This window comes from Methylobacterium sp. Leaf123 (assembly GCF_001423405.1).
Lineage (GTDB): Bacteria > Pseudomonadota > Alphaproteobacteria > Rhizobiales > Beijerinckiaceae > Methylobacterium.
Genome location: NZ_LMNS01000040.1, coordinates 122,071 through 140,242 on the forward strand (window position 1 = coordinate 122,071; position 18,172 = coordinate 140,242).

19 protein-coding genes and 1 pseudogene are annotated in these 18,172 nt (G+C 63.7%); 9 read left to right on the plus strand and 11 right to left on the minus strand.

The features are described from left to right. Nucleotides 1–7 precede the first annotated feature (7 nt). Together ASF53_RS24365 and ASF53_RS24370 are read right to left on the minus strand one after the other, a co-directional pair. Complete coding sequence (locus tag ASF53_RS24365) at nt 8–433, minus strand: hypothetical protein (RefSeq protein WP_056205156.1); 426 nt, start codon at nt 431–433, stop codon at nt 8–10. After that, the gene (locus ASF53_RS24370) at nt 433–1,197 is read right to left on the minus strand and encodes an SDR family oxidoreductase (RefSeq protein ID WP_041358056.1); all 765 of its coding nucleotides are present in this window, start codon (nt 1,195–1,197) and stop codon (nt 433–435) included. The genes ASF53_RS24365 and ASF53_RS24370 overlap by 1 nt, the downstream gene beginning before the upstream one ends. A 630-nt stretch (nt 1,198–1,827) precedes the next feature. Between ASF53_RS24370 and ASF53_RS26195 the strand changes: the two genes are divergently transcribed. The 4 genes from ASF53_RS26195 (at nt 1,828) to ASF53_RS24390 (ending at nt 5,725) form a co-directional block, all read left to right on the plus strand. Then, entirely contained in the window at nt 1,828–2,877 is a 1,050-nt protein-coding gene (locus ASF53_RS26195) for an adenylate/guanylate cyclase domain-containing protein (protein WP_162242249.1), read from the plus strand. Between the two features lie 379 nt (nt 2,878–3,256). Beyond that, nucleotides 3,257–4,204 (plus strand): MBL fold metallo-hydrolase, encoded by a 948-nt coding sequence (locus tag ASF53_RS24380; protein ID WP_056205162.1) that lies wholly within the window; start codon nt 3,257–3,259, stop codon nt 4,202–4,204. Nucleotides 4,205–4,513: 309 nt separating this feature from the next. After that, nucleotides 4,514–5,272: an SDR family oxidoreductase gene (locus ASF53_RS24385; protein WP_056205166.1), complete on the plus strand. Its 759-nt coding sequence runs from the start codon at nt 4,514–4,516 to the stop codon at nt 5,270–5,272. Nucleotides 5,273–5,284: 12 nt separating this feature from the next. Then, a complete protein-coding gene (locus tag ASF53_RS24390; protein ID WP_056205169.1) occupies nt 5,285–5,725 on the plus strand; it encodes a hypothetical protein in 441 nt (146 codons plus the stop codon). A gap of 3 nt (nt 5,726–5,728) precedes the next feature. On the opposite strand, the pseudogene ASF53_RS24395 reads toward ASF53_RS24390, so the two are convergent. After that, a pseudogene (locus tag ASF53_RS24395) lies at nt 5,729–6,628 on the minus strand (sigma-70 family RNA polymerase sigma factor). Continuing rightward, entirely contained in the window at nt 6,615–7,010 is a 396-nt protein-coding gene (locus ASF53_RS24400) for a hypothetical protein (protein ID WP_015823779.1), read from the minus strand. The pseudogene ASF53_RS24395 and the gene ASF53_RS24400 overlap by 14 nt, the downstream one beginning before the upstream one ends. Before the next feature lie 645 nt (nt 7,011–7,655). Here ASF53_RS24400 and ASF53_RS24405 point away from each other — a divergent pair. Then, on the plus strand, nt 7,656–7,895 hold the full coding sequence (locus ASF53_RS24405) for a DUF6894 family protein (RefSeq protein WP_056113493.1): 240 nt from the start codon (nt 7,656–7,658) through the stop codon (nt 7,893–7,895). 88 nt (nt 7,896–7,983) lie between these two features. Here the strand turns inward: ASF53_RS24405 and ASF53_RS24410 are convergent, their stop codons facing one another. The 6 genes from ASF53_RS24410 to ASF53_RS24430 all read right to left on the minus strand — a co-directional run bounded on the left by ASF53_RS24410 (nt 7,984) and on the right by ASF53_RS24430 (nt 11,708). Then, nucleotides 7,984–8,388, minus strand: coding sequence for a helix-turn-helix domain-containing protein (locus tag ASF53_RS24410; RefSeq protein WP_056205173.1), 405 nt, complete (start codon nt 8,386–8,388; stop codon nt 7,984–7,986). A 315-nt stretch (nt 8,389–8,703) separates the two neighbouring features. Further along, nucleotides 8,704–9,111 carry a helix-turn-helix domain-containing protein gene (locus tag ASF53_RS24415; protein WP_056205175.1) on the minus strand — a complete coding sequence of 136 codons (408 nt, stop codon included), beginning with the start codon at nt 9,109–9,111 and terminating at the stop codon, nt 8,704–8,706. A gap of 213 nt (nt 9,112–9,324) precedes the next feature. Then, nucleotides 9,325–9,570, minus strand: coding sequence for a hypothetical protein (locus ASF53_RS26090; RefSeq protein WP_156635805.1), 246 nt, complete (start codon nt 9,568–9,570; stop codon nt 9,325–9,327). Nucleotides 9,571–10,212: 642 nt separating this feature from the next. Next, the gene (locus ASF53_RS24420) at nt 10,213–10,896 is read right to left on the minus strand and encodes a thermonuclease family protein (protein WP_056205178.1); all 684 of its coding nucleotides are present in this window, start codon (nt 10,894–10,896) and stop codon (nt 10,213–10,215) included. A gap of 294 nt (nt 10,897–11,190) precedes the next feature. Next, on the minus strand, nt 11,191–11,457 hold the full coding sequence (locus tag ASF53_RS24425; RefSeq protein WP_056205182.1) for a hypothetical protein: 267 nt from the start codon (nt 11,455–11,457) through the stop codon (nt 11,191–11,193). Beyond that, nucleotides 11,454–11,708, minus strand: coding sequence for a hypothetical protein (locus ASF53_RS24430; RefSeq protein ID WP_056113481.1), 255 nt, complete (start codon nt 11,706–11,708; stop codon nt 11,454–11,456). Before ASF53_RS24430 ends, ASF53_RS24425 begins: the two co-directional genes overlap by 4 nt. Before the next feature lie 679 nt (nt 11,709–12,387). Between ASF53_RS24430 and ASF53_RS24435 the strand changes: the two genes are divergently transcribed. Both ASF53_RS24435 and ASF53_RS24440 read left to right on the plus strand, forming a co-directional pair. Continuing rightward, nucleotides 12,388–12,804 carry a response regulator gene (locus ASF53_RS24435; RefSeq protein WP_056205185.1) on the plus strand — a complete coding sequence of 139 codons (417 nt, stop codon included), beginning with the start codon at nt 12,388–12,390 and terminating at the stop codon, nt 12,802–12,804. A 103-nt stretch (nt 12,805–12,907) separates the two neighbouring features. Next, on the plus strand, nt 12,908–15,457 hold the full coding sequence (locus ASF53_RS24440; protein ID WP_056113476.1) for an HWE histidine kinase domain-containing protein: 2,550 nt from the start codon (nt 12,908–12,910) through the stop codon (nt 15,455–15,457). Between the two features lie 261 nt (nt 15,458–15,718). Here ASF53_RS24440 and ASF53_RS24445 read toward each other — a convergent pair whose 3' ends face one another. Next, nucleotides 15,719–16,399 carry a sigma-70 family RNA polymerase sigma factor gene (locus ASF53_RS24445; protein ID WP_056205188.1) on the minus strand — a complete coding sequence of 227 codons (681 nt, stop codon included), beginning with the start codon at nt 16,397–16,399 and terminating at the stop codon, nt 15,719–15,721. 423 nt (nt 16,400–16,822) lie between these two features. Here ASF53_RS24445 and ASF53_RS24450 point away from each other — a divergent pair, with 423 nt between their 5' ends. After that, nucleotides 16,823–17,884, plus strand: a complete 1,062-nt coding sequence (locus ASF53_RS24450) for an HD-GYP domain-containing protein (protein WP_056205192.1) — start codon at nt 16,823–16,825, stop codon at nt 17,882–17,884. Between the two features lie 108 nt (nt 17,885–17,992). Then, the gene (locus ASF53_RS26095; protein WP_156635806.1) at nt 17,993–18,169 is read left to right on the plus strand and encodes a hypothetical protein; all 177 of its coding nucleotides are present in this window, start codon (nt 17,993–17,995) and stop codon (nt 18,167–18,169) included. Nucleotides 18,170–18,172 lie beyond the last annotated feature (3 nt).

Here is an 18,172-nt window from a genome sequence, read left to right on the forward strand (position 1 = left end):
CAGGTCGCTACGTGAGGACATGACGCTTTCGGGCGGATGTCATTTCGCGCCGAGCCCAGAGGACCAACGTGCTAGCGAAAATTGCCGTCAGCGACACGCCTGGGAAGTTGCGGGCAAGGGCGTACGGCGCACAGATTCCGACGAGCACCTCCCAGATATGGAAGAGAGCGTGACCGGCGAGCCAGACCGCACTGGCACTCCAGAGCAGACTCCGCGTCGCCAGCTTCAAGCCTCCGACAAGCACGGCTCCGGCAAGCAGTGCGAAAATCAGGCCAATTTCGCGCAGGATATGCTGATTGAATGGGCCGGTGGCGGGAACGCCGGACACATTGTCGTACCTGGTCACAGGTGCAACATGCATCGAAAGGCCGTTTGCCGCCAGGATCAGCCCGTACAAGGCTGCGAAGGACAGGCAGGAAGATGAGGCACGCATCAGGCGCTCCTACCGTTCCCGGTCGAGGCGGTTAACCAGGCATCGAATCGCGTCGGCATGATGCGCGCATTTACGCCCGGCGTCAGCGTGGTGTCCGTTATCGGGACGCCAAAATAGGGAGCCGCCGGATCGACCACGATCCTGCGTGGATCGTCTCGGTGACCGAGCCAGGTGCCAACGAACTCGGCAAAAGGTGCGCGTTCCGGTCCAGCAATCTCAACGATGCCGTTCACGGGTTCGGCAACTACGGCTTCTGCAAGCGCCTGAGCGACGTCGCGCGAGGCGATCGGTTGCATAGCTGCCGGAGAAAGGCGGACGAGGCCGCCTTCCGTCCCCTCGTCCGCGATAGATCCCATGAATTCGAAGAACTGCGTCGCGCGAATAATTGTGTAGGGGACGCTCGCCGCCGCGATCAGTTCCTCCTGCGCTAGCTTGGCTCGTAAGTAGGCTGGGGCTTGTGGTCTGTCAGAGCCAACAACCGACAGAGCGACGTGGCGGCAAACGCCAGCCACTGATTCAGCCCGGAGAAGGTTGCGTCCCGAGGTCCGAAAGAACGCCATTACGTCAGCATCCTCGAAGGACGGCGAGTTAGCGACATCGATAACGCCTTGCGCGCCGTGCAGCGCTGCAGCGAGCCCCTCGCCGGTCAGCGTGTTCACACCCGAGGCAGGCGAAGCGGGTACTGCGTCATGGCCTAGCCTGCGAAGAAGGGCGACGACTTGACGGCCAATCAGCCCGGTCCCACCGATGACGACGATCTTCATGGTTGTCTCTCGTCTGCGCACGCCGATATCGAGGCCGGCTCGTGCGCTGACGAGGTAGCAGACAGCATTGTGACATCGACTGCCGACGGTGTCTGTCCGGCCGAACGCAACCTACTCGGCCTCAATGACATCGGAACTGCTGTCTCCGATCATCGCTCGATGTCACAGGTGAGACGAGCGCCTCGTCCATGTTCTGCGCGCCGGGTAAAAACAGTCTCGGTCGGCAACCTAGTAAGCACCATGAAATTGAGCACTGGCACCCGCCTGATGAGGTCAATGGCACGCGGTGAGCTCTGGGCCCGAAGTCCCGACGCAGGCACACTCGGGCGACGCGTTGCAGCGGCGCTCACCGAGGAGCGGCAGCGGAGCGGGCGGCTTGGCGCGCACGCGCTGACCCTAGCATATGTCAGCATCGCTATTTGGTGTGCCTTAGTCCATCCTTGGCCTGGGGCTGTCTTCTACCTTGGTCTCGTGGCCGGCTTCATTTTGCTGGCACTTGCATGGCGGCGTCTCTCACTACGGCCTATGCCGTCGCTCATGATCCTTGGCTTTGTCCTGGCGAACGCCGCCCTACTAACGGCCACTCTGCTTGTCCCGAACCCTTTCGAACCGCCACCCTGGCCCATACAAATGAAACTGCGGCCGCCCGCGTTCCCGTTCTTTTTGATGCTGGTGGCTTGGTCAACCTTCGCGCTATCACCGCGGCTGGTGGTCGGCTCAGGGCTGATCGTTGTCGTGACATGGAGTGTTGGGATCGGCATCGTGGCGCTCCGGCCCGATGCACAACTCGGCTTTGGATTGCCGGGCGCGGATCCCACGGCTTTGGCACACTACCTTGATCCGACGTTCATTGATGCCGCTGCATGGGCAACAAGCGTATTTACAGCCTGTTTGATTACAGGAATCCTTGCCGTTGTCGTGCACCATACGCAAAAACTGGTTGCAGCTCAGGCACGTGTCGAGCGCGCCCGCGATAATCTTGCACGTCACGTCTCTGCTAATCTCGTCGAAGAATTGGCCGAACTTGACGAGCCGTTCGGCCCTCCTCGCGTTCAGGACGCCGCAATCCTTTTCGCCGACGTGATCGGGTTCACGGGCCTGTGCGAAGGACGCTCGCCGCAGGCTGTCATGGCGATGCTGCGCGGCTTCCACGAGCGCATGGCCGGTTGTGTATTCGCGGCCGGAGGAACACTCGACAAGTTCGTAGGTGACAGCGTTATGGCGACTTTCGGGACCCCTAAACCAGGTCCACGAGACGCCACCAACGCGCTCGCCTGTGCTCGCAAGATGCTGGCTAGTCTCGACGCCTGGAACAACGAGCGTCGCGCCAACGACGAACCTGTTCTGCACATCGGAATCGGACTCCATTTCGGGCCGGTCGTGCTTGGCAACGTTGGCCACGAGCAGAGGCTCGAATACGCGGTGCTCGGCGACACGGTGAACGTTGCGAGCCGTCTTGAAGCGTTAAGCCGAGATCTCCAGACGTCGCTCGTAATCAGTCATACCCTAATCGAACAGATCCGCCTTGAGGTCGGCGAGTGCACCGTTGTAGGCATGCAGCGACATGCACCTGTAGTCGTCCGGGGGCGGGAGCAGGCAACAGACGTCTGGATCTTGGCCGAGCGCGTGTGCAAGGCTTGTCCTCCGATCTCCGAGACCGAGGTCACAACCGCGGCCTGAACATTTTCAAACCCGAGATCATTCTTGAAGCGGCATGTCCGTTTTGAGAAAAGCTCGCATAGGCTTCGAATGAGCAGATCAAGCGTTAAGCTGAAGGTCCGCCTCCTGACCAATGGCCAAGGTCCGGAAGCCACCCTTTGCAGCTGCTGCAAACGTTCGCTCTCAGGCTCTTGGAGAAGCAGCTTCGGACGACTGAAACAGGTCGAAAGAGACCATTCGCTCTAGGAATTCGTCGAGGGGAAACGGTCATCCACTGGCGATAAGTTCGACTTCTCATCGCACATGTCACATCCGCCGACCCAGTCTCGTCCCTGTGGATGACGCGCGTTTCGCGATCCTAACGAGCTAGGCGCACGCGTGTCCCACGAAAGGGATAACGATGACTACTGTAGTACCTGCCAATGCCGGACGAACCGATCCAGGATATGCTGGCCCTCCGCGTGTGGGGGGTGAGGAGTTGGTGCCCTCGCGCTACGCGGTGCGGATCGGTGATATCGACGTGCTAGTTGTCAGCGATGGAGTGCTGCCGCTCCCGACCAAGATGCTGGGACACAACGTCGAACCGGCCGTAAGGGCAGCTTGGTTGAACGATATGTTCCTGCCGCAGGACGCGTTCGACTGGTCGCTGAACGTGGTTGTGGTCCGCAGCGGCGGCCAGACTGTCCTCATCGACGCCGGGTTGGGGCTGGATCCGAACCTGAACCTGCCGCGGGCCGGGCAACTGTTCAGGCGATTGGAGGCCGTTGGCATTGATCTCGCGGCTGTGACGGACGTGGTGCTAACTCACATGCACATGGACCATGTCGGCGGCCTCCTCGTCGACGGAGTGAAGGAGCGGCTGCGCTCGGACCTGCGGATCCACGTGGCGGCTGCCGAGGTCAAATTCTGGGAGGCGCCCGACTTTACTCACGTCAACATGCCACAGGGATTCCCTGACGCGCTTCGGGCGGCCGCCAAGCGGTTCGCGCAAGAGTACCGCAGCCAGTTGCGGCTGTTCGACGAGGAGCACCAGGTCGCGCCGGGGGTGATCGTCCAGCGCACCGGCGGCCACACTCCTGGGCACAGTGTGGTCCGCTTGGCATCCGGCGGCGACCGGCTGACGTTCGCCGGCGATGCCGTGTTCACGGTCGGGTTCGAGCACCCCGACTGGCACAACGGCTTCGAACACGATCCCGAGGAGGCGGCTCGCGTTCGCATCCGGCTCCTGCGGGAACTGGCGGCGACCGGCGAGCAGTTGATCGCCACGCACCTGCCGTTCCCGTCCGTCGGTCGGGTCGCGGTTGATGGCGACGCATTTCGGTGGGTTCCCGTGTTCTGGGACTACTGATTGGATGGAGCCTGTGCTGCCCCAGTCCTCAGTTGAAAGCGGGGTCCGCGCACGGGTGACTCATCGACAATCGTTCATCCTCGGGATTTCTCCCGAGGATGCGCTTCCGTGTCATGGCGCGCCTTCCCAGCAGGTTTGAACCGGAACTTTTTTCCAGGGCCGCCTCGTCCCAGGCATCCCACAAGGCCAAGTCCTCGCTAGGCCCACATCAGGCGCATAAATTTTCCGCGCCGATGTCACAATGCGAGGAGCGCTTCTCGTCATGTCCACGACGGTCCCGATGGGACTGGACTCAAGATGGAGCGTCACATGAAGATCGTCGTCATCGGTGGCACTGGGCTAATTGGCTCGCAGGTCGTCGCCGACCTGAGGAGCGTTGGCCACGAGGTGCTTGCGGCCTCGCCTAATACAGGGGTGAACGCTGTTACGGGCGAGGGGCTCGCGGATGCGTTGCAGGGCGCCGACGTCGTCGTCGATGTCGCCAACTCGCCCTCCTTTGCCGACGACGCGGTGATGGACTTCTTCGTCCGCGCCGGACGGAATCTCGCAGAGGCTGAGAAAGCTGCGGGCGTAACGCATCACGTGGCGCTCTCGGTGGTGGGGACCGAGCACCTGCTCGACAGTGGCTACTTCCGAGCCAAGCTTGCCCAAGAGGAATTGATCGCCTCGGCGGGCGTGCCCTGGACTGTGGTCCGCGCCACGCAGTTCTTCGAGTTCGTCGGCACGATTGCGAACGCGGCAATCATCGACGGTGTTGCGCGAGTGACCTCCGCGTCGATCCAGCCGATCGCATCGGCTGACGTGGCCGCGAAGGTCGCCGAAGCCGCGCTCGCACCACCCCGAAACGGCGTGGTCGAGATCGCCGGCCCTGAGCGGCTTCCGATGGTCGAGTTGGTGAAGCGCTACTTCGACGGCATCGGCGAAGCGCGTGATGTCATCACGGACGACACCGCACCATATTTTGGGGTGCTTCTCGAAGACCGCTGGCTGACACCCACCGGTGACGCGTGGCTGTCGAACCGGCGCTATAGCGACTGGCTGGCAGCGCAGCCTAAGCGCGTGGCCTGAGGGACCCGGCCGATGGATGCGGCCTACGTTTCGGCGCTCTCCGCGCTTGCGGGTTCCGCCATCGGCGCGATGGCCTCGTTCGCGACCACATGGCTGACGCAACACAGTCAAGAGAGTGCAACTCTGCTGGTGCAGGATCGCGCGCGACGGGAAGCGCTTTACGGCGAGTTCATCCGGGAGGCGTCGACCCTGTTCGGCGACGCCTTCCGGCATGACCTCGACGACCCGGCCAAACTGGTGAACCTCTATGCCATCGTCAACAAGATCCGGCTCTTCGGAGAGCCGGAGACTCTCCACGAGGCGGAGCGTGTCATGCAGCGCATCGGCGAGACTTACTTCGCCCCGAACAAGGATCTCTCCGCCTTCGCGGACATCCACCACGCCAGAGGTCTTGACCCGCTCTGCGCGTTTTCGATGGTCTGCCGCAGGGAACTCGCAATCGCCCGGCGTTGAGGCTCAGTGAAGCATCGGCGCTCCTGCTGCTCCTCCGAACAGCGTGGCCATACGTTCGAGCTTGTCCGGGTTGCGGGTGAAGTAGATGCCACCGATCAGGCCGCCCTGGATATCCAGGGTGACGGTCTGGAATGTTCCGCCCGGCCCCAAGGCTGAAGTAGCCCGGTAGGCCATCGATCCAGAGGTCTCGCAGCTTCTGAGCACGCTGGATCCACGACTTCCGCGCAGCCCCCTCGAACATGCGCCTGACCTTGTCGATCCCGACGATGGGCCGGGGGAATGCGTGGACCTTTCCGCCACCATCGGAGTGCACGATGACGGCATCGGCGAGCATGCTGCGGAGCGCCGAAATGTCGCCTGCCGCCGACGCCTCGAAGAAGGCTTTGGCGATGCGTGCCCCCTCTTCCCTTTCGACGGGGAAGCGCGGACGTGCCAACGGCACATGTTTCCTGGCTCTCGCTGCGAGCTGACGGACAGCTGGCGGCTCACGCTGAAGTGTCGCCGCGATCTCCGCAAGCGGAACCGCGAAGACGTCATGCAGGAGGAACGCTGCTCGCTCCAAGGGTGAGAGGCGCCCCAAGGCGAGCATCAGCGTGAGCGTCAGGTCATCGCCAGGGGCTTCGTCTGGAGCCATGGCAACGGGTTCGGGCAACCACGTTCCAAAGTAGGTCTCTCGCCGCATCCGGGCTGACTTCATGACGTCCAGGCAGAGCCGAGTGACCGTGCGCGACAGGAAGGCACCAGCCGACGCCACACCAGCATGGTCGACTGGCGCCAGCGGAGCCAGGCATCCTGCACGACATCCTCGGCCTCGCCGAGGGAACCGAGCATGCGATAGGCAAGCCTCACGAGCCGCGCCCGCTCATGTTCGAAAGCGAGAGTTGGATCATCAATGGTCGGCATGGCGGAACGACCAGATGCTGAGGGCAACCGCGATAAGCGCAGGAAGTGTCACCGCGGGGAAGTCGCGGGGCAGAACCTCCGGCCCGCAAATGCCGACTGCAACCTCCCAGAAGTGGAACAGCGCATGCCCTGAGAGCCAGATTGCACCCATGCTCCAAAGCAGTACACGCGATCTGGGCCTCACCGCGCCGTATATAAATCCCGACCCGATCAGCACGAAGATCAGGCCGATGTCGCGCAGGAAGTGCTGATTGTATGGGCCTGTCGTAGTCACGCCCGGCACCGCGAAGTACCACGCCTCCGGTGAGGCGAGCATGAAGATTCCGTTGCCGGCTAGTCCGGCACCGAGAAGGCCGGCCAGCACCGGAATAGATTTGCTCATTGCACTCTCCCCACGTGATTGGTCCACGAGGGTGACGACGCGCCTAGGCTGGATGTGACATGGGATCAATTTTATCTTGGGGCTCTCGTTAAAGCCTCAGCCTTGCACAGCCCTCCTCATTGAATTCGAGTCGGCTGAGCTGACGGTCGAGTGTCACGTTGAAATGGGCAAGGGTCCGCTCCCCACCCTCAGCAGACATCGGCCCGGCGATTGAGCGCACTTCAGGCTCTGCACTGAAGCCGCGCAGATCATTGATCCGGCCGAGACGCCGCGCCTCCACGAGGCGATGCAAGATCTTCTGAAGGAGATCGGAAGGGAGATGGGGCGCCGCTTGAGCGCCCGCCTTCACTGATCGCGGCTCATCAATCCACCGCCTACGTCGGGTCCGTTCTCAATCAGGCGCCTCCTCGCCCGCCTCAGGAGCAGCAGTGTTTTCCGTTTCAGGCTCCGCGTGTCGCAGCGAGCATCCGCTTCCGCACCTCGGCCATGCGGGTGTCGTCGTTGATGCCGGCGTATTTGTCGGGGACCGATTATGTTGTAGCTGCCGCTCGATCTGCGTTCTAAGGTGATGCTGTCGCGGCCGAGATCCTGGCGAACCCGCGCTTGCGAGACAGATGTGCTCCCGCCCAATGAGTGGAGAGCCCTGTGCCTCGCTTTTTCTTCGACGTTCATGACGGTCGCAACGAGCGCGACGACGAAGGCACCGTCTGTGCCGACGTGCAGGCCGCTGCCTTGGAAGCAAAACTCCTGCTGCCGGAGATCGCAAGACACGAGGTACCGAAGGACGGCGAGCGCCAGACCATCACGGTGCTGGTGACCGACGAGGAAGGGCATCCCGTCTACTCGGCCGCTCTTTGCTTTGTCGGTACTTGGTTGCTTCGCTGACGCCGGCCGCGGCACCTTCCCGCCCGACGGCTTCGTCGATCTCCCGCATGGTCGCCTCGTCCGGTCTGAACTCTCGCATGGCATTCAATCAAGCGTCCTGCGCCTGCTTGAGGCGAGCCACCCCGCGTACAATCGCAAGAACATCGCGGCGCGTTTGATCATCCTCGATCTCGCTGAAGGCGCGCAGGAGATCAATGGCACCATGGGTGCGTAGAAAATCAAACACTTCAGCCCGGTCCTCACCCTCGCCCTCGTCTCCATCGTAGAAGGACGAGACTCGCACTTCGAGCACGCGAGCGATGTCGCTCAGACGGCTAGCGCCGACGCGGTTCATGCCGTTCTCGTATTTCTGAACCTGCTGGAACGTCACGCCGATGGCCCTACCGAGTTCGGTCTGCGTAAGACCCTTGGATTTGCGCAGCACGTGGATGCGCTCTCCGACAAGACGGTCCTGATCGGTGGCACACTTTGGTCGTGCGTTTGGAGTGTCCATGCCTCAGGCCCTTTATCGGAGAGCGGCCGGCCAGGCTTGTGACCGAGCTAGCCGAGGGGCCTTAGCAACTCCCACGTGAAGATTTTCGTTGCGGGAGCCAAACGGGCGTCAGTACCTGAACCCGCTCTTGTAGAACTTCCGCCGGTCATGCTCGGCGACGTCTCGTATCAAGCAACCGCCAGGAGCATCGGCTTCCGGATTTCAGCCATGCGCTCGTCATCACTGGCGCCTGTCACCATGGCTTTGTGACCTGAGCTGTAGGGATCTCCGTCCTCTCGATGCTCGACTTGGCCGGACACACGTGGCTCCGCCGGCTCAAGCGCCCCGATCCTGCTGCATGCGAGTGGCGCTGCGAACGAGGGCCAGAACCTCGCGGCGCAGCCGGTCATCCTCGATCGTAATGAAGGCATTCAGCAGATCGACGGCGCCCGGGGCGCGCAGCAAATCGGAAACCTCTGTCTTTTCCTGCGCAGCGGTGTCATCCCCTTCCTCAAAGAAAGTGGAGACCGACGCTCCGAGTACCCGAGCGATATCACTCAGGCGGTCGGCGCCGACGCGGTTGGCGCCGTTCTCATATTTTTGGATCTGCCGGAACGATACGCCAATGGCGATGCCGAGCGCAGTCTGTGAGAAGCCCCTGGACTTGCGTAGGGTCTGGATGCGCAGGCCGACGATGATGTCCTCTTTGAATGCCTGCTTCGGCGATGCACTATGGTCGTACATGAGTTCATGCTCTGCATTGCGAGCGACAGGGCAAATTTACTGCGACCCGATCGCTTCCAGCGCCCCTAAGTATTGTGATTAGTTTATGCAATTATATAATAAAATCAGATGTCGGCCGAAAGCATCTACTTTCCCGCTTCGGCCATGCGGCCGTCATCTCTGGCGTATTGCCTCTGCAGCCCGTCTAGCAATGCTCAGCGCCGACGCGACAGGTCAGTGAACGTTGCCGGCACCGCTGGAGACATCCGCTTCCGCTTCGTATCTCGCGTTCCATCGTTCAAGAATGCGCGCGTTCTCGTCAAACTCGTCAGCCATGTCGCGGAGCTTCAATACGACCTGGTTGTGCTGGGAGCCCAGCGCTTCTGCCAAGTCGCGGCAAAGCTCAGCCTGCTGGCGGAAATAGGAAGCTGCGGAACGCATGCCGTCTAAATGACGAAGTTTGCGCAGAACGCGAGTCACAACAACGTGTCTCTTCGTCCAGACCGAGTCCCTGCGCGAAACGGAGCAGGCCGCGCATCTCGGCGGTGGATTGTTCGGTGGTTTCGCTCGCGCTCATGTCCGATCCTCGTCAACGGCTACGAACCATGCGGCCAAGAACTCGGCGCCCTGCTCGCGCGTGGCCGAGCAGCCTATGAGACCCCGTACTGATCCGCATTGACCCAAATACCGGGGTACTCGCCATCTCCCAGTATATAGCTGGCCTATCCAAGGAACGGCTCAGCCGTGCGTTGATTTCCGATTCCGCTTCGCGCGCTTCCAGTCGTCTAGCCGACTTGACTCGAAATGGAGTAATCCTACAAGCGCACCGGCCATCATAGCGATGCCGATTGTGATTGGAAGGAAGATGGGCATCCGATTACTCCTCTTATCGGGTGAATTTGTTCAGCAGGAACCGTCCTACACCGTGTATGGCCGCTCCGAATATAACCGAGATCGGTGTACAACGTCGCATCGGCTCGCCCCTCCTGGGTCAGCGCCCAATCCTACACTCGACCTTGGTTGCAACGTCGCCGTGCTTCGCGGAGCAGCGTACGTTCCGTTTGCTGTCGAGCAAGCGAGGTGGCCGGTTACTTCGTAGCTGCGTGCCCTGCGGGCCAATGCTTATCCCCGCGGCGCCCGCCAGCCGGCCGCCTTCGCCTCGTCCTCCGAGCAGAACAGGCGCTCGCCAGCGCGGTCGTTGATGCGGGTGCGCTCGTAGTCGCGCGAGCCGGGCAAGTGATAGATACGCTCTCCGCCGGCTGAAATGTTGCCCTTGATGTTGCAGCCACTCGCCTTGTTCGGTGGCGTGACAGTCTCAGGCCTCGAGCGTTCACCGCCGGCACGCTTCGCGCGTCGCCACTCGGATGGATCTTGGAACTTGCCTGCCCAGATGCCGTGCCGCAGCGCCTTCGCGGTGAGTTCAGTGTTGACGTAGTCCTCGGTGTAGCGCCGGTACGCAACAGCGTGCCCTTGCCCGACCATCCAGGCGTTCAGGTCCTCCGCGTCAGCACGGCAGACGGCGACGACTCGGCCGTAGCGGTCGGTCTCGCGCGGATCACATATCACGAGGCGTTTGCCGATGTGATCGGCGAGAGCCAGGGCGGCCGCCTGTCCGCAGCGATAGTCCTTGCCAGCGGCGTCCTTGCAGAGCTGGGCGCTTTCCGGCGCATCGATGCCGTGGAGGCGGATGCGCGTTCCACGAACGTCGAGCGTGTCGCCATCGACAATCGAGGCTCGGCCAACGAACGGCTCAGCGTGGGCTGGCGTGGCGAGAAGCAGGACAAGGAGCCAGGACCGGGAGCGCATCTCACCACTCTATCACACCGTCGCAGGTCGCCTCAGCCCAGGCGCAAGGCCTCGGCGCCGGAACGCTAGATGAAGTCGCTTAGGCCTTGTGGATGTTCGCCCAAGCGGCAGCACCAAGATACCGGCACGGCGAGGCGTTGGGGCGCAGGGCGCCGAAGGCTTTCCGCAACTCGGCGGCCTCAGGCGGGAGCAGATCGGGCGCAAGTTCGGGAAGGAGCATCACGGCTGCCGGCTGATGACGGGGCCGACGGCATAGGGTTGCCGGGTTGCTTCAGGCTTACCGATCGGACTTCCTCAAGCCTTTTGCGCGCGTGCCAGCAGGATCGCAGTCCGGACGGCAGCGCGCATCAGGCCGGGGCTCGACTCTTCGTTGGCGATGACGTGGCTAGCCCATAGGTGCCTGACGACCGCCGCATCGACATCGACGACATAGCCAGCGGCAATCGGAAAGATGCCCGCTTCTAAATCCGAAAGGTACATCTCGACCGCCGCGCTCACCTGCTCGTCGGTGACGGCCTTGGCCTTGAACAGTTCGCCGACGGTCGGTGACGATTCGCTCACTGCAAGGTGTCTTCGTCCGTCGCCTGCATCAGCCGCAGCGCCTCGCGCGTAACTTCGTGCAGGTCGGAGAGCCCCTGCATCCCGAGCGGCACGCCGACACGCTGTCCCTCGACCGTCGTCAGGACGATCACAGCAAGCGATTCGCCCATGAGCAGGCCAGGCTTTGGCACACAGATCGGCAGCAGGAAATCGCCGTCACCCTCGACTGCATCCTTGGCGGTATCGGGTCGGAACGGAGGCGAATCGGCCATGCGGCAAATCTATCGCGCCGGCCTCCGCACAGCTAGGGCGGGGACGCCTCGCGACTGTGCCGACTCTTGTGCAGCGCCCTTACACCGTTTGTTCCGGTGTGTCCGACATGTCTGGGCTGCTTCAACACTGATTTGCTTGAATGAATTGGCTGGTGCGCCTGGATTCTCACCCAGCATGACCTCAGAAGAGCGCATCAACTAAGTTATTGCAATTGCGAGCGCTTTAGCTTCTTGCGCACACGCAGTGGATACGATCCTGCGCTCATTGCCGAGGGTGCCATCTTGCAATCCACAGGCAGCTGAAAGGCAGCGCGTTTTTGCTCTTTGAGCTTGATCGGAGGCATGTCGAGGTTCAACAATGCGCCATGAGCCGACCTTGAAGCGGCAGGTGCCAAACCGCCGCTCCCGACCCTTTGCGGCCTCTCAAAAAGGCCGCTCACCGGCGGTCTGGTAGCGGACAAGTAGTACTGGGTTGGGTGGATTTCTGCCAATCCGCTCTTGAGCGTCGGACTTCGAAAGCTGACGCTCGACGTTCGACTGGCTGCAACCGAAGGCGGTACATTTGGTTCGGGTATGGTCCGCCACAGATGCGCATGATCCTGCGACCGCCCGTGAGCCGTCGGTAGCCTGCAGCGCTGGGCGGACGGGACCTTTTGCAAGAATCGGGACTTATGTGCCGATGACCGATCCAGCCGATCCCTCAATTCCCTATGCCCTCGTCGTCGACGACGAGGGCCTCATCCGCATGGATGCGATGGACATCTTGCAGGAGGTGGGGTTCCGCACCTTCGAGGCCGGCGACGGCGACAAGGCCATAGCGCTGCTGGCCCGTGAGCACGCCCTCATCGTCCTGGTGTTCACCGACGTCCAGATGCCCACCTCCCGCGATGGCTTCGCCGTGGCCCGCGAGACCGCTCAACGATGGCCACACATCGCCATCGTCGTAGCCTCAGGCCAAGCGCATCCGGGACCCGGCGACATGCCCGAAGGGGCTCGCTTCATCGGCAAGCCGTTCACTGCCGAAATGGTGCACGACCATCTCAAGGAGATCCTGCCAGACGGGCTTAAGCCGGCCCCGTTGCGCGACATGGCTTGACCGGCCAGTCGCCGCAGTTTGCCGGATACATTTGCCGGCGTTCCGCATTATTGGGGGTCGAAGGTCGGGTGTCGACCAGAATCCTCGGGACGACGCAGGGCGCATGGAGGCGAGCACGGAAGACCAGGGGCAGCCCGTCGACCTGACATCCTGCGACCGCGAGCCGATCCACATTCTCGGCGCGGTGCAGCCGTTCGGCTTCCTCCTTGGCGTCTCGTCGGACTGGATCGTGGTGCGCGCCAGCGCCAACGCCCCGGAGTGGCTCGGACGGCCGGCCGAGGACCTTCTCGGACTTCCGCTCGACATCCTAGTCGATCAGGAGGCCATCCACCTGTTACGCGGCCACCTGCAGACCCTGCGCGGTCCCGACGCCGTGGATAGGGTCTTCGGCGTCCGCCTCGTGCCAGACAAGCCCGTCTTCGACATCGCCCTGCACGTGTCCGGCGGCGCCATCGTCATGGAGGCCGAGCCGAGCGCGCCCGAGCACCTCAGCGCCGGCAACCTCGTGCGCAACATTGTCTCCCGCCTGCAGCATACGGTGGAGTTGGAGCCGCTCTGCCGCGAGGCCGCAAGGCAAATGCGTGCACTCACCGGCTTCGACCGGGTCATGGTCTATCGCTTCGCCCCCGATGGCTCGGGCGAGGTCATCGCCGAGGCCGTACGCTCGGGCCTCGACCGCTACCTCGGCCTGCACTACCCGGCCTCCGACATCCCCAAACAGGCTCGCGCCCTCTACGAACGGAACTGGCTGCGCATCATCGCCGACATCGATGCCCCGGCCATCCCGGTGGTCCCGGCGCGTGACCCCATGGGCGAGCCCCTCGACCTGTCGCTCTCGACCCTGCGCACGGTGTCGCCAATCCACCTCGAATACCTACGCAACATGGGCGTCGCCGCCTCGCTGTCGGTCTCCATCCTGCGCGGGGGCCGCCTCTGGGGCCTGTTCGCTTGCCACCACACGGAGCCGCGGCACATCTCCCTGGAGCGCCGGACCGCCGCCGAGCTATTCGGGCAGATGTTCTCCTGGATCCTGGAGAGCCGCGAGCGGGAGGTCCTCGCCGCCCAGGAGGCACTCGCCCGCGAAACCCACAACCGCCTGATGAGCGCCATGGCCGCGGGCGGCACCGGTTTGGAGGGGCTGGCCGACTTCGCCGAAGAGTTGTCGGGCATCGTCGCCTGCGACGGGCTGGGCCTATGGGTCGACGGCGAGATCACCCTGCAAGGCATGACGCCGACGCGGGAGGAGTTTACCGGCCTCGTGCGCTTCCTCAACCGCACGGCGGCGAGCAGGGTCTACGCCACGGAAGAGATCGGGCGGTTCCACGAGCCTGGCCGCGACTTCACCGAGCGGGCGGCCGGGATGCTGGCCGTGCCCGTGTCACGCACGCCCCGAGACTTCTTGGTGTTCTTCCGCAAGGAGGTGGCGCGGACCGTGACGTGGGCGGGCAATCCGGAGAAGCCCGCAAGCCTCGGCCCGAACGGTGTCCGCCTGACGCCGCGCAAGAGCTTCGAGACGTGGCGCGAGGTCGTCCATGGCCGTTCGCTCCCCTGGTCGGAGGCGGAAGCCCGCACCGCCGAGGCGCTGAGGGTCACGCTCCTTGAGGTGATCCTCCGGCTCAGCGACACGGCCGAGCGCGAGCGCAAGGAGGCGCAGGAGCGGCAAGAACTCCTCATCGCCGAGTTGAACCACCGGGTGCGCAACATCCTGAACCTGATCCGGGGCGTGGTCACCCAGAGCCGGGCCAACGCCGGCGACGCGGACGACTTCACCGAAGTGGTCGGCGACCGCATCCAGGCGCTCGCCCGGGCCCACGACCAGGTCACCTCGGCCAACTGGGGACCCGGCTCGCTCGCCGAGCTCCTCACCGTCGAAGCCTCAGCCTACCTCGGCGCCAAGGCCGACCGCGTCGTCCTCGACGGCGTCGACATTCTGCTCGAACCGCAGGCCTTCACGACCATGGCGCTCGTCGTGCACGAGCTGATGACGAACTCGGCCAAGTACGGTGCACTCAGCGACAGCGGCGGTCGGGTCGATGTGCGCTGGGAGCGGGATGGCTTCGACAGCCTCTTGGTGCATTGGACCGAGACGGGCGGCCCCGTTGTCAAGGCTCCGACCCGGCGCGGGTTCGGCTCGACCATCATCGAGCGTTCCGTCCCCTATGAACTGAAGGGCGAGGCCGAGGTACGTTACGCGTTGACCGGCCTGACCGCGCGGTTCTCGATCCCGGCCGCCTTCGTCCGCGCAGCGCCGCCGCGGGCGGTCCGCGTCGTCCAGCCCGAAGCGGTCCCGTCCTTCTTGCTCAGTGGGACAGCGCTTGTGGTCGAGGACAACATGATCATCGCCTTGGAGGCGGAGGAGGCGCTCACCGCGCTGGGGGCCGATTCGGTCGACATGGCGGCCTCAGTCCGGGAGGCGCTCCGGGTGATCGACGCTTCGCCGCCGGACCGGGCGCTTCTCGATGTGAACCTCGGGTCAGAGACGAGCATCGCCGTTGCTCGGCGCTTGGCGGAACTCGGTATCCCGTTTGCGTTCGCAACCGGCTACGGCGAGAGCTTCCAGGTCCCGCCCGACCTGGGCGACGTGCCGGTGATCAAGAAGCCCTACGGAGCCGACAGCTTGCGGCAAGCATTTGGCCGCTCCCGAACCCACTGAACCCGCTATGGCGCAGGCAGAAGCCGATGCCGATGCCGATGCTAAGGCTCGCGCGGCGGCGCTCCGAGTTGTCGAGGCGCCGAGCTGTACAAAATTGCTGTTTCGGCGCGGCGCTACGGTAGGCGAGTTGCCAATAGCCCATGCGTGATGGGTCAGCTTCCGACCCCTATCGGACCCTTGGCCTTTCCGGTTCGGGCGTCCGTTTCGGAAGCTGAAGGGGACCTGATGGCGACGTCCTTGGTATGCGTGGGAACGGACAGCTCAAAGCGCAGTGCTGCGCGTGTCCATGCCCAGCGATCTTGCCAGAAGGGCACGGGCCCGGCTCACGCGGCTCTTCACAGTGCCGACTTGGCAGCCGATGAGCTCGGCGGCGTCCTCGTAGGTCAGGCCCTGGGCGCCCACGAGAAGCAGCGCCTCGCGCATGGCCGCTGGCAGCTTAGCAAGGTGCTGCTTGACCTGCTGCAACTCGCTGTTGGCTTCCTGGGCAGCGGATGCCACCATTTGGCCGGCCATAGTCCCGTCGGCGTCCTCGACCTCGCGCTTCCGCTTGCGGATGTCAGTGTAGAAATGGTTGCGCAGGATGGTGCAGAGCCATGCCTGCAAGTTGCTGCCGGGCTCGAACCTGTCCTGGTTCTTCCACGCCTTGAGCAAGGTCTCCTGCACCAGGTCGTCGGCAACAGCATGGTTCATGGCGAGAGACAGCGCGAAGGCACGCAGGCTCGGAAGAGACGCGAGGAGCCCGTCTCGGAAGTCTGCAGCCTCCCTGTCGTACGAAGCGCCGTCGAGCCGCGCGATCAGGTCCAGCAGTGTCGATGGCTGCACCTCGGCCAACATGGAGGCGTAGTAGCTGCGCAACTCGGAGCCTAGGTGTTGGCGCGCGCCCTCGGGAATTCGGCCCTCACGCGAGCGGGACGGAGCTGTCCGGGAAGTTCCTTCGGCCATGCCTGTCCCTTTCGCCTCCCCTCATATGCCGCTTGGTCCGGGACGGATCGGCACCTGGCGAGGGAGCTTCTGGCAGGCTCATGCTGAATGCGAGCTAACGAAGTCTTCATCAGATTGTCGAAAGAGCTGGGCAGTACACGGCCGAGTTCCTTTTCGCGGGCTGCGGCTAGCCGCGACAGGCCGTGTCGAAGCCTTCAAGCTTCAAGCATTTCGCTTGACAATGCTTCGCTAGAAGCTGGTTTCGAACCCCAGGACAAGGTTCTGCTAACCCTTGAGCATAATGCCCGCTGTGCCTTGCGGAAAGACGCGACGGCTTCATTGTTCGGCAACGTGCCGGGGCCTTGCTGGCACAGTTCGTCATCGGGCCGCCATCAGAGCAGCCGGACGGGCAATGGGGGTCGAACAGGCCTGGGACAAAGCTCGATGCTCGCTCTCGTCCTCGACGATGCCGAGATGAACAACCTGGTGATGGTCGCCTCGTTGCGGCCGCTCGCCGGCTGCACGCCGCAGGCCTTCACCGTGCCGGCCGAGGCGCTCGCCTTCGCAGAGGCGCGGGCGTCCGAAATCGGGGTCGTCATCACCGATTACGAGATGCCGGGCATGAACGGCGTCGCGTTCATCCGGGCGGTGCGGCGCATTCCCGGCCTCACCAACGTTCCCACGGTCATGGTGACGAGCCACGACCAGCGGAGCCTGCGCCGCGAGGCACTGGAGGCGGGGGCGACCGACTTCCTCACCAAGCCCGCCGACGCGGTCGAGATCCGTGCCCGCGTCACGAACCTGCTCGCCCTCTCCGCGGCCCACCGGGCGCAGCGCGACCATGCCGCGCAGCTCGCCCGCGAGGTCGCGGCGGCGGTGGCCCTGGTCGAAGAGCGCGAGCGCGAGATCGTCTCGACGCTCATGCGCGCCGCCGAGCACCGCGACTCCGACACCGGCGATCACATCGCCCGCGTCTCCGCCTATGTCGGGCTCATCGCCGAGGCGATGCGGATGCCCGCATCCGACGCCCGGCAGCTCTGTCTGGCCGCGACCATGCACGACGTCGGCAAGATCGCCGTGCCGGACGCGATCCTGCTCAAGCCGGGCGCTCTCACCCCCGAGGAGCGCCGGGAGATGGAGCAGCACGCCGACCGGGGACGGCGCATCCTGGGCGGCAGCGACTCGCCCGTCATGCGCCTCGCCGCCGAGATCGCGGGAAGCCATCACGAGCGCTGGGACGGGACCGGTTACCCCTATCGCCTGAAGGGCGAGGCCATCCCCCTGTCCGGCCGCATCGTCGCGGTGGCCGACGTCTTCGACGCGCTGACGACCCAGCGTCCCTACAAGCCGGCTTGGTCACCGGAGCATGCACGGGCCTTTCTGCAGGAGAACGCCGGCTCCCATTTCGACCCGGCGGTGGTCACAGCATCCTTGAGCCGGTGGGCCCAGGTTGAGGCGAACCTGCGTCTGCGAACAGCGCTGCATTCGGTGCCGGTCGCCGCCTAAACGCCGGCACCGGCACCGGCACCGGCATCAGCGACAACACATGCGTCGATTCAGGTGGAGCACGTCACGGTCCGGACGCGCGTCGGTCTACTCCCGGAACTGTCTCGCTTGGCGCTGCGTTACGGGCTCATTCCTGATCCTGGAGACGAGTTAATGCAGCCGCAGGTCGACGTTTCGAGCCGGTCCGAAGTCACGGTGCCTTCCCTGCTGATCGCCTTTCTCGGCTTTGCCGCGTCGACCGTCGGCGTCGTCGGAATCATGACCCTGCTTGGGACCCTCGCCTGAGGA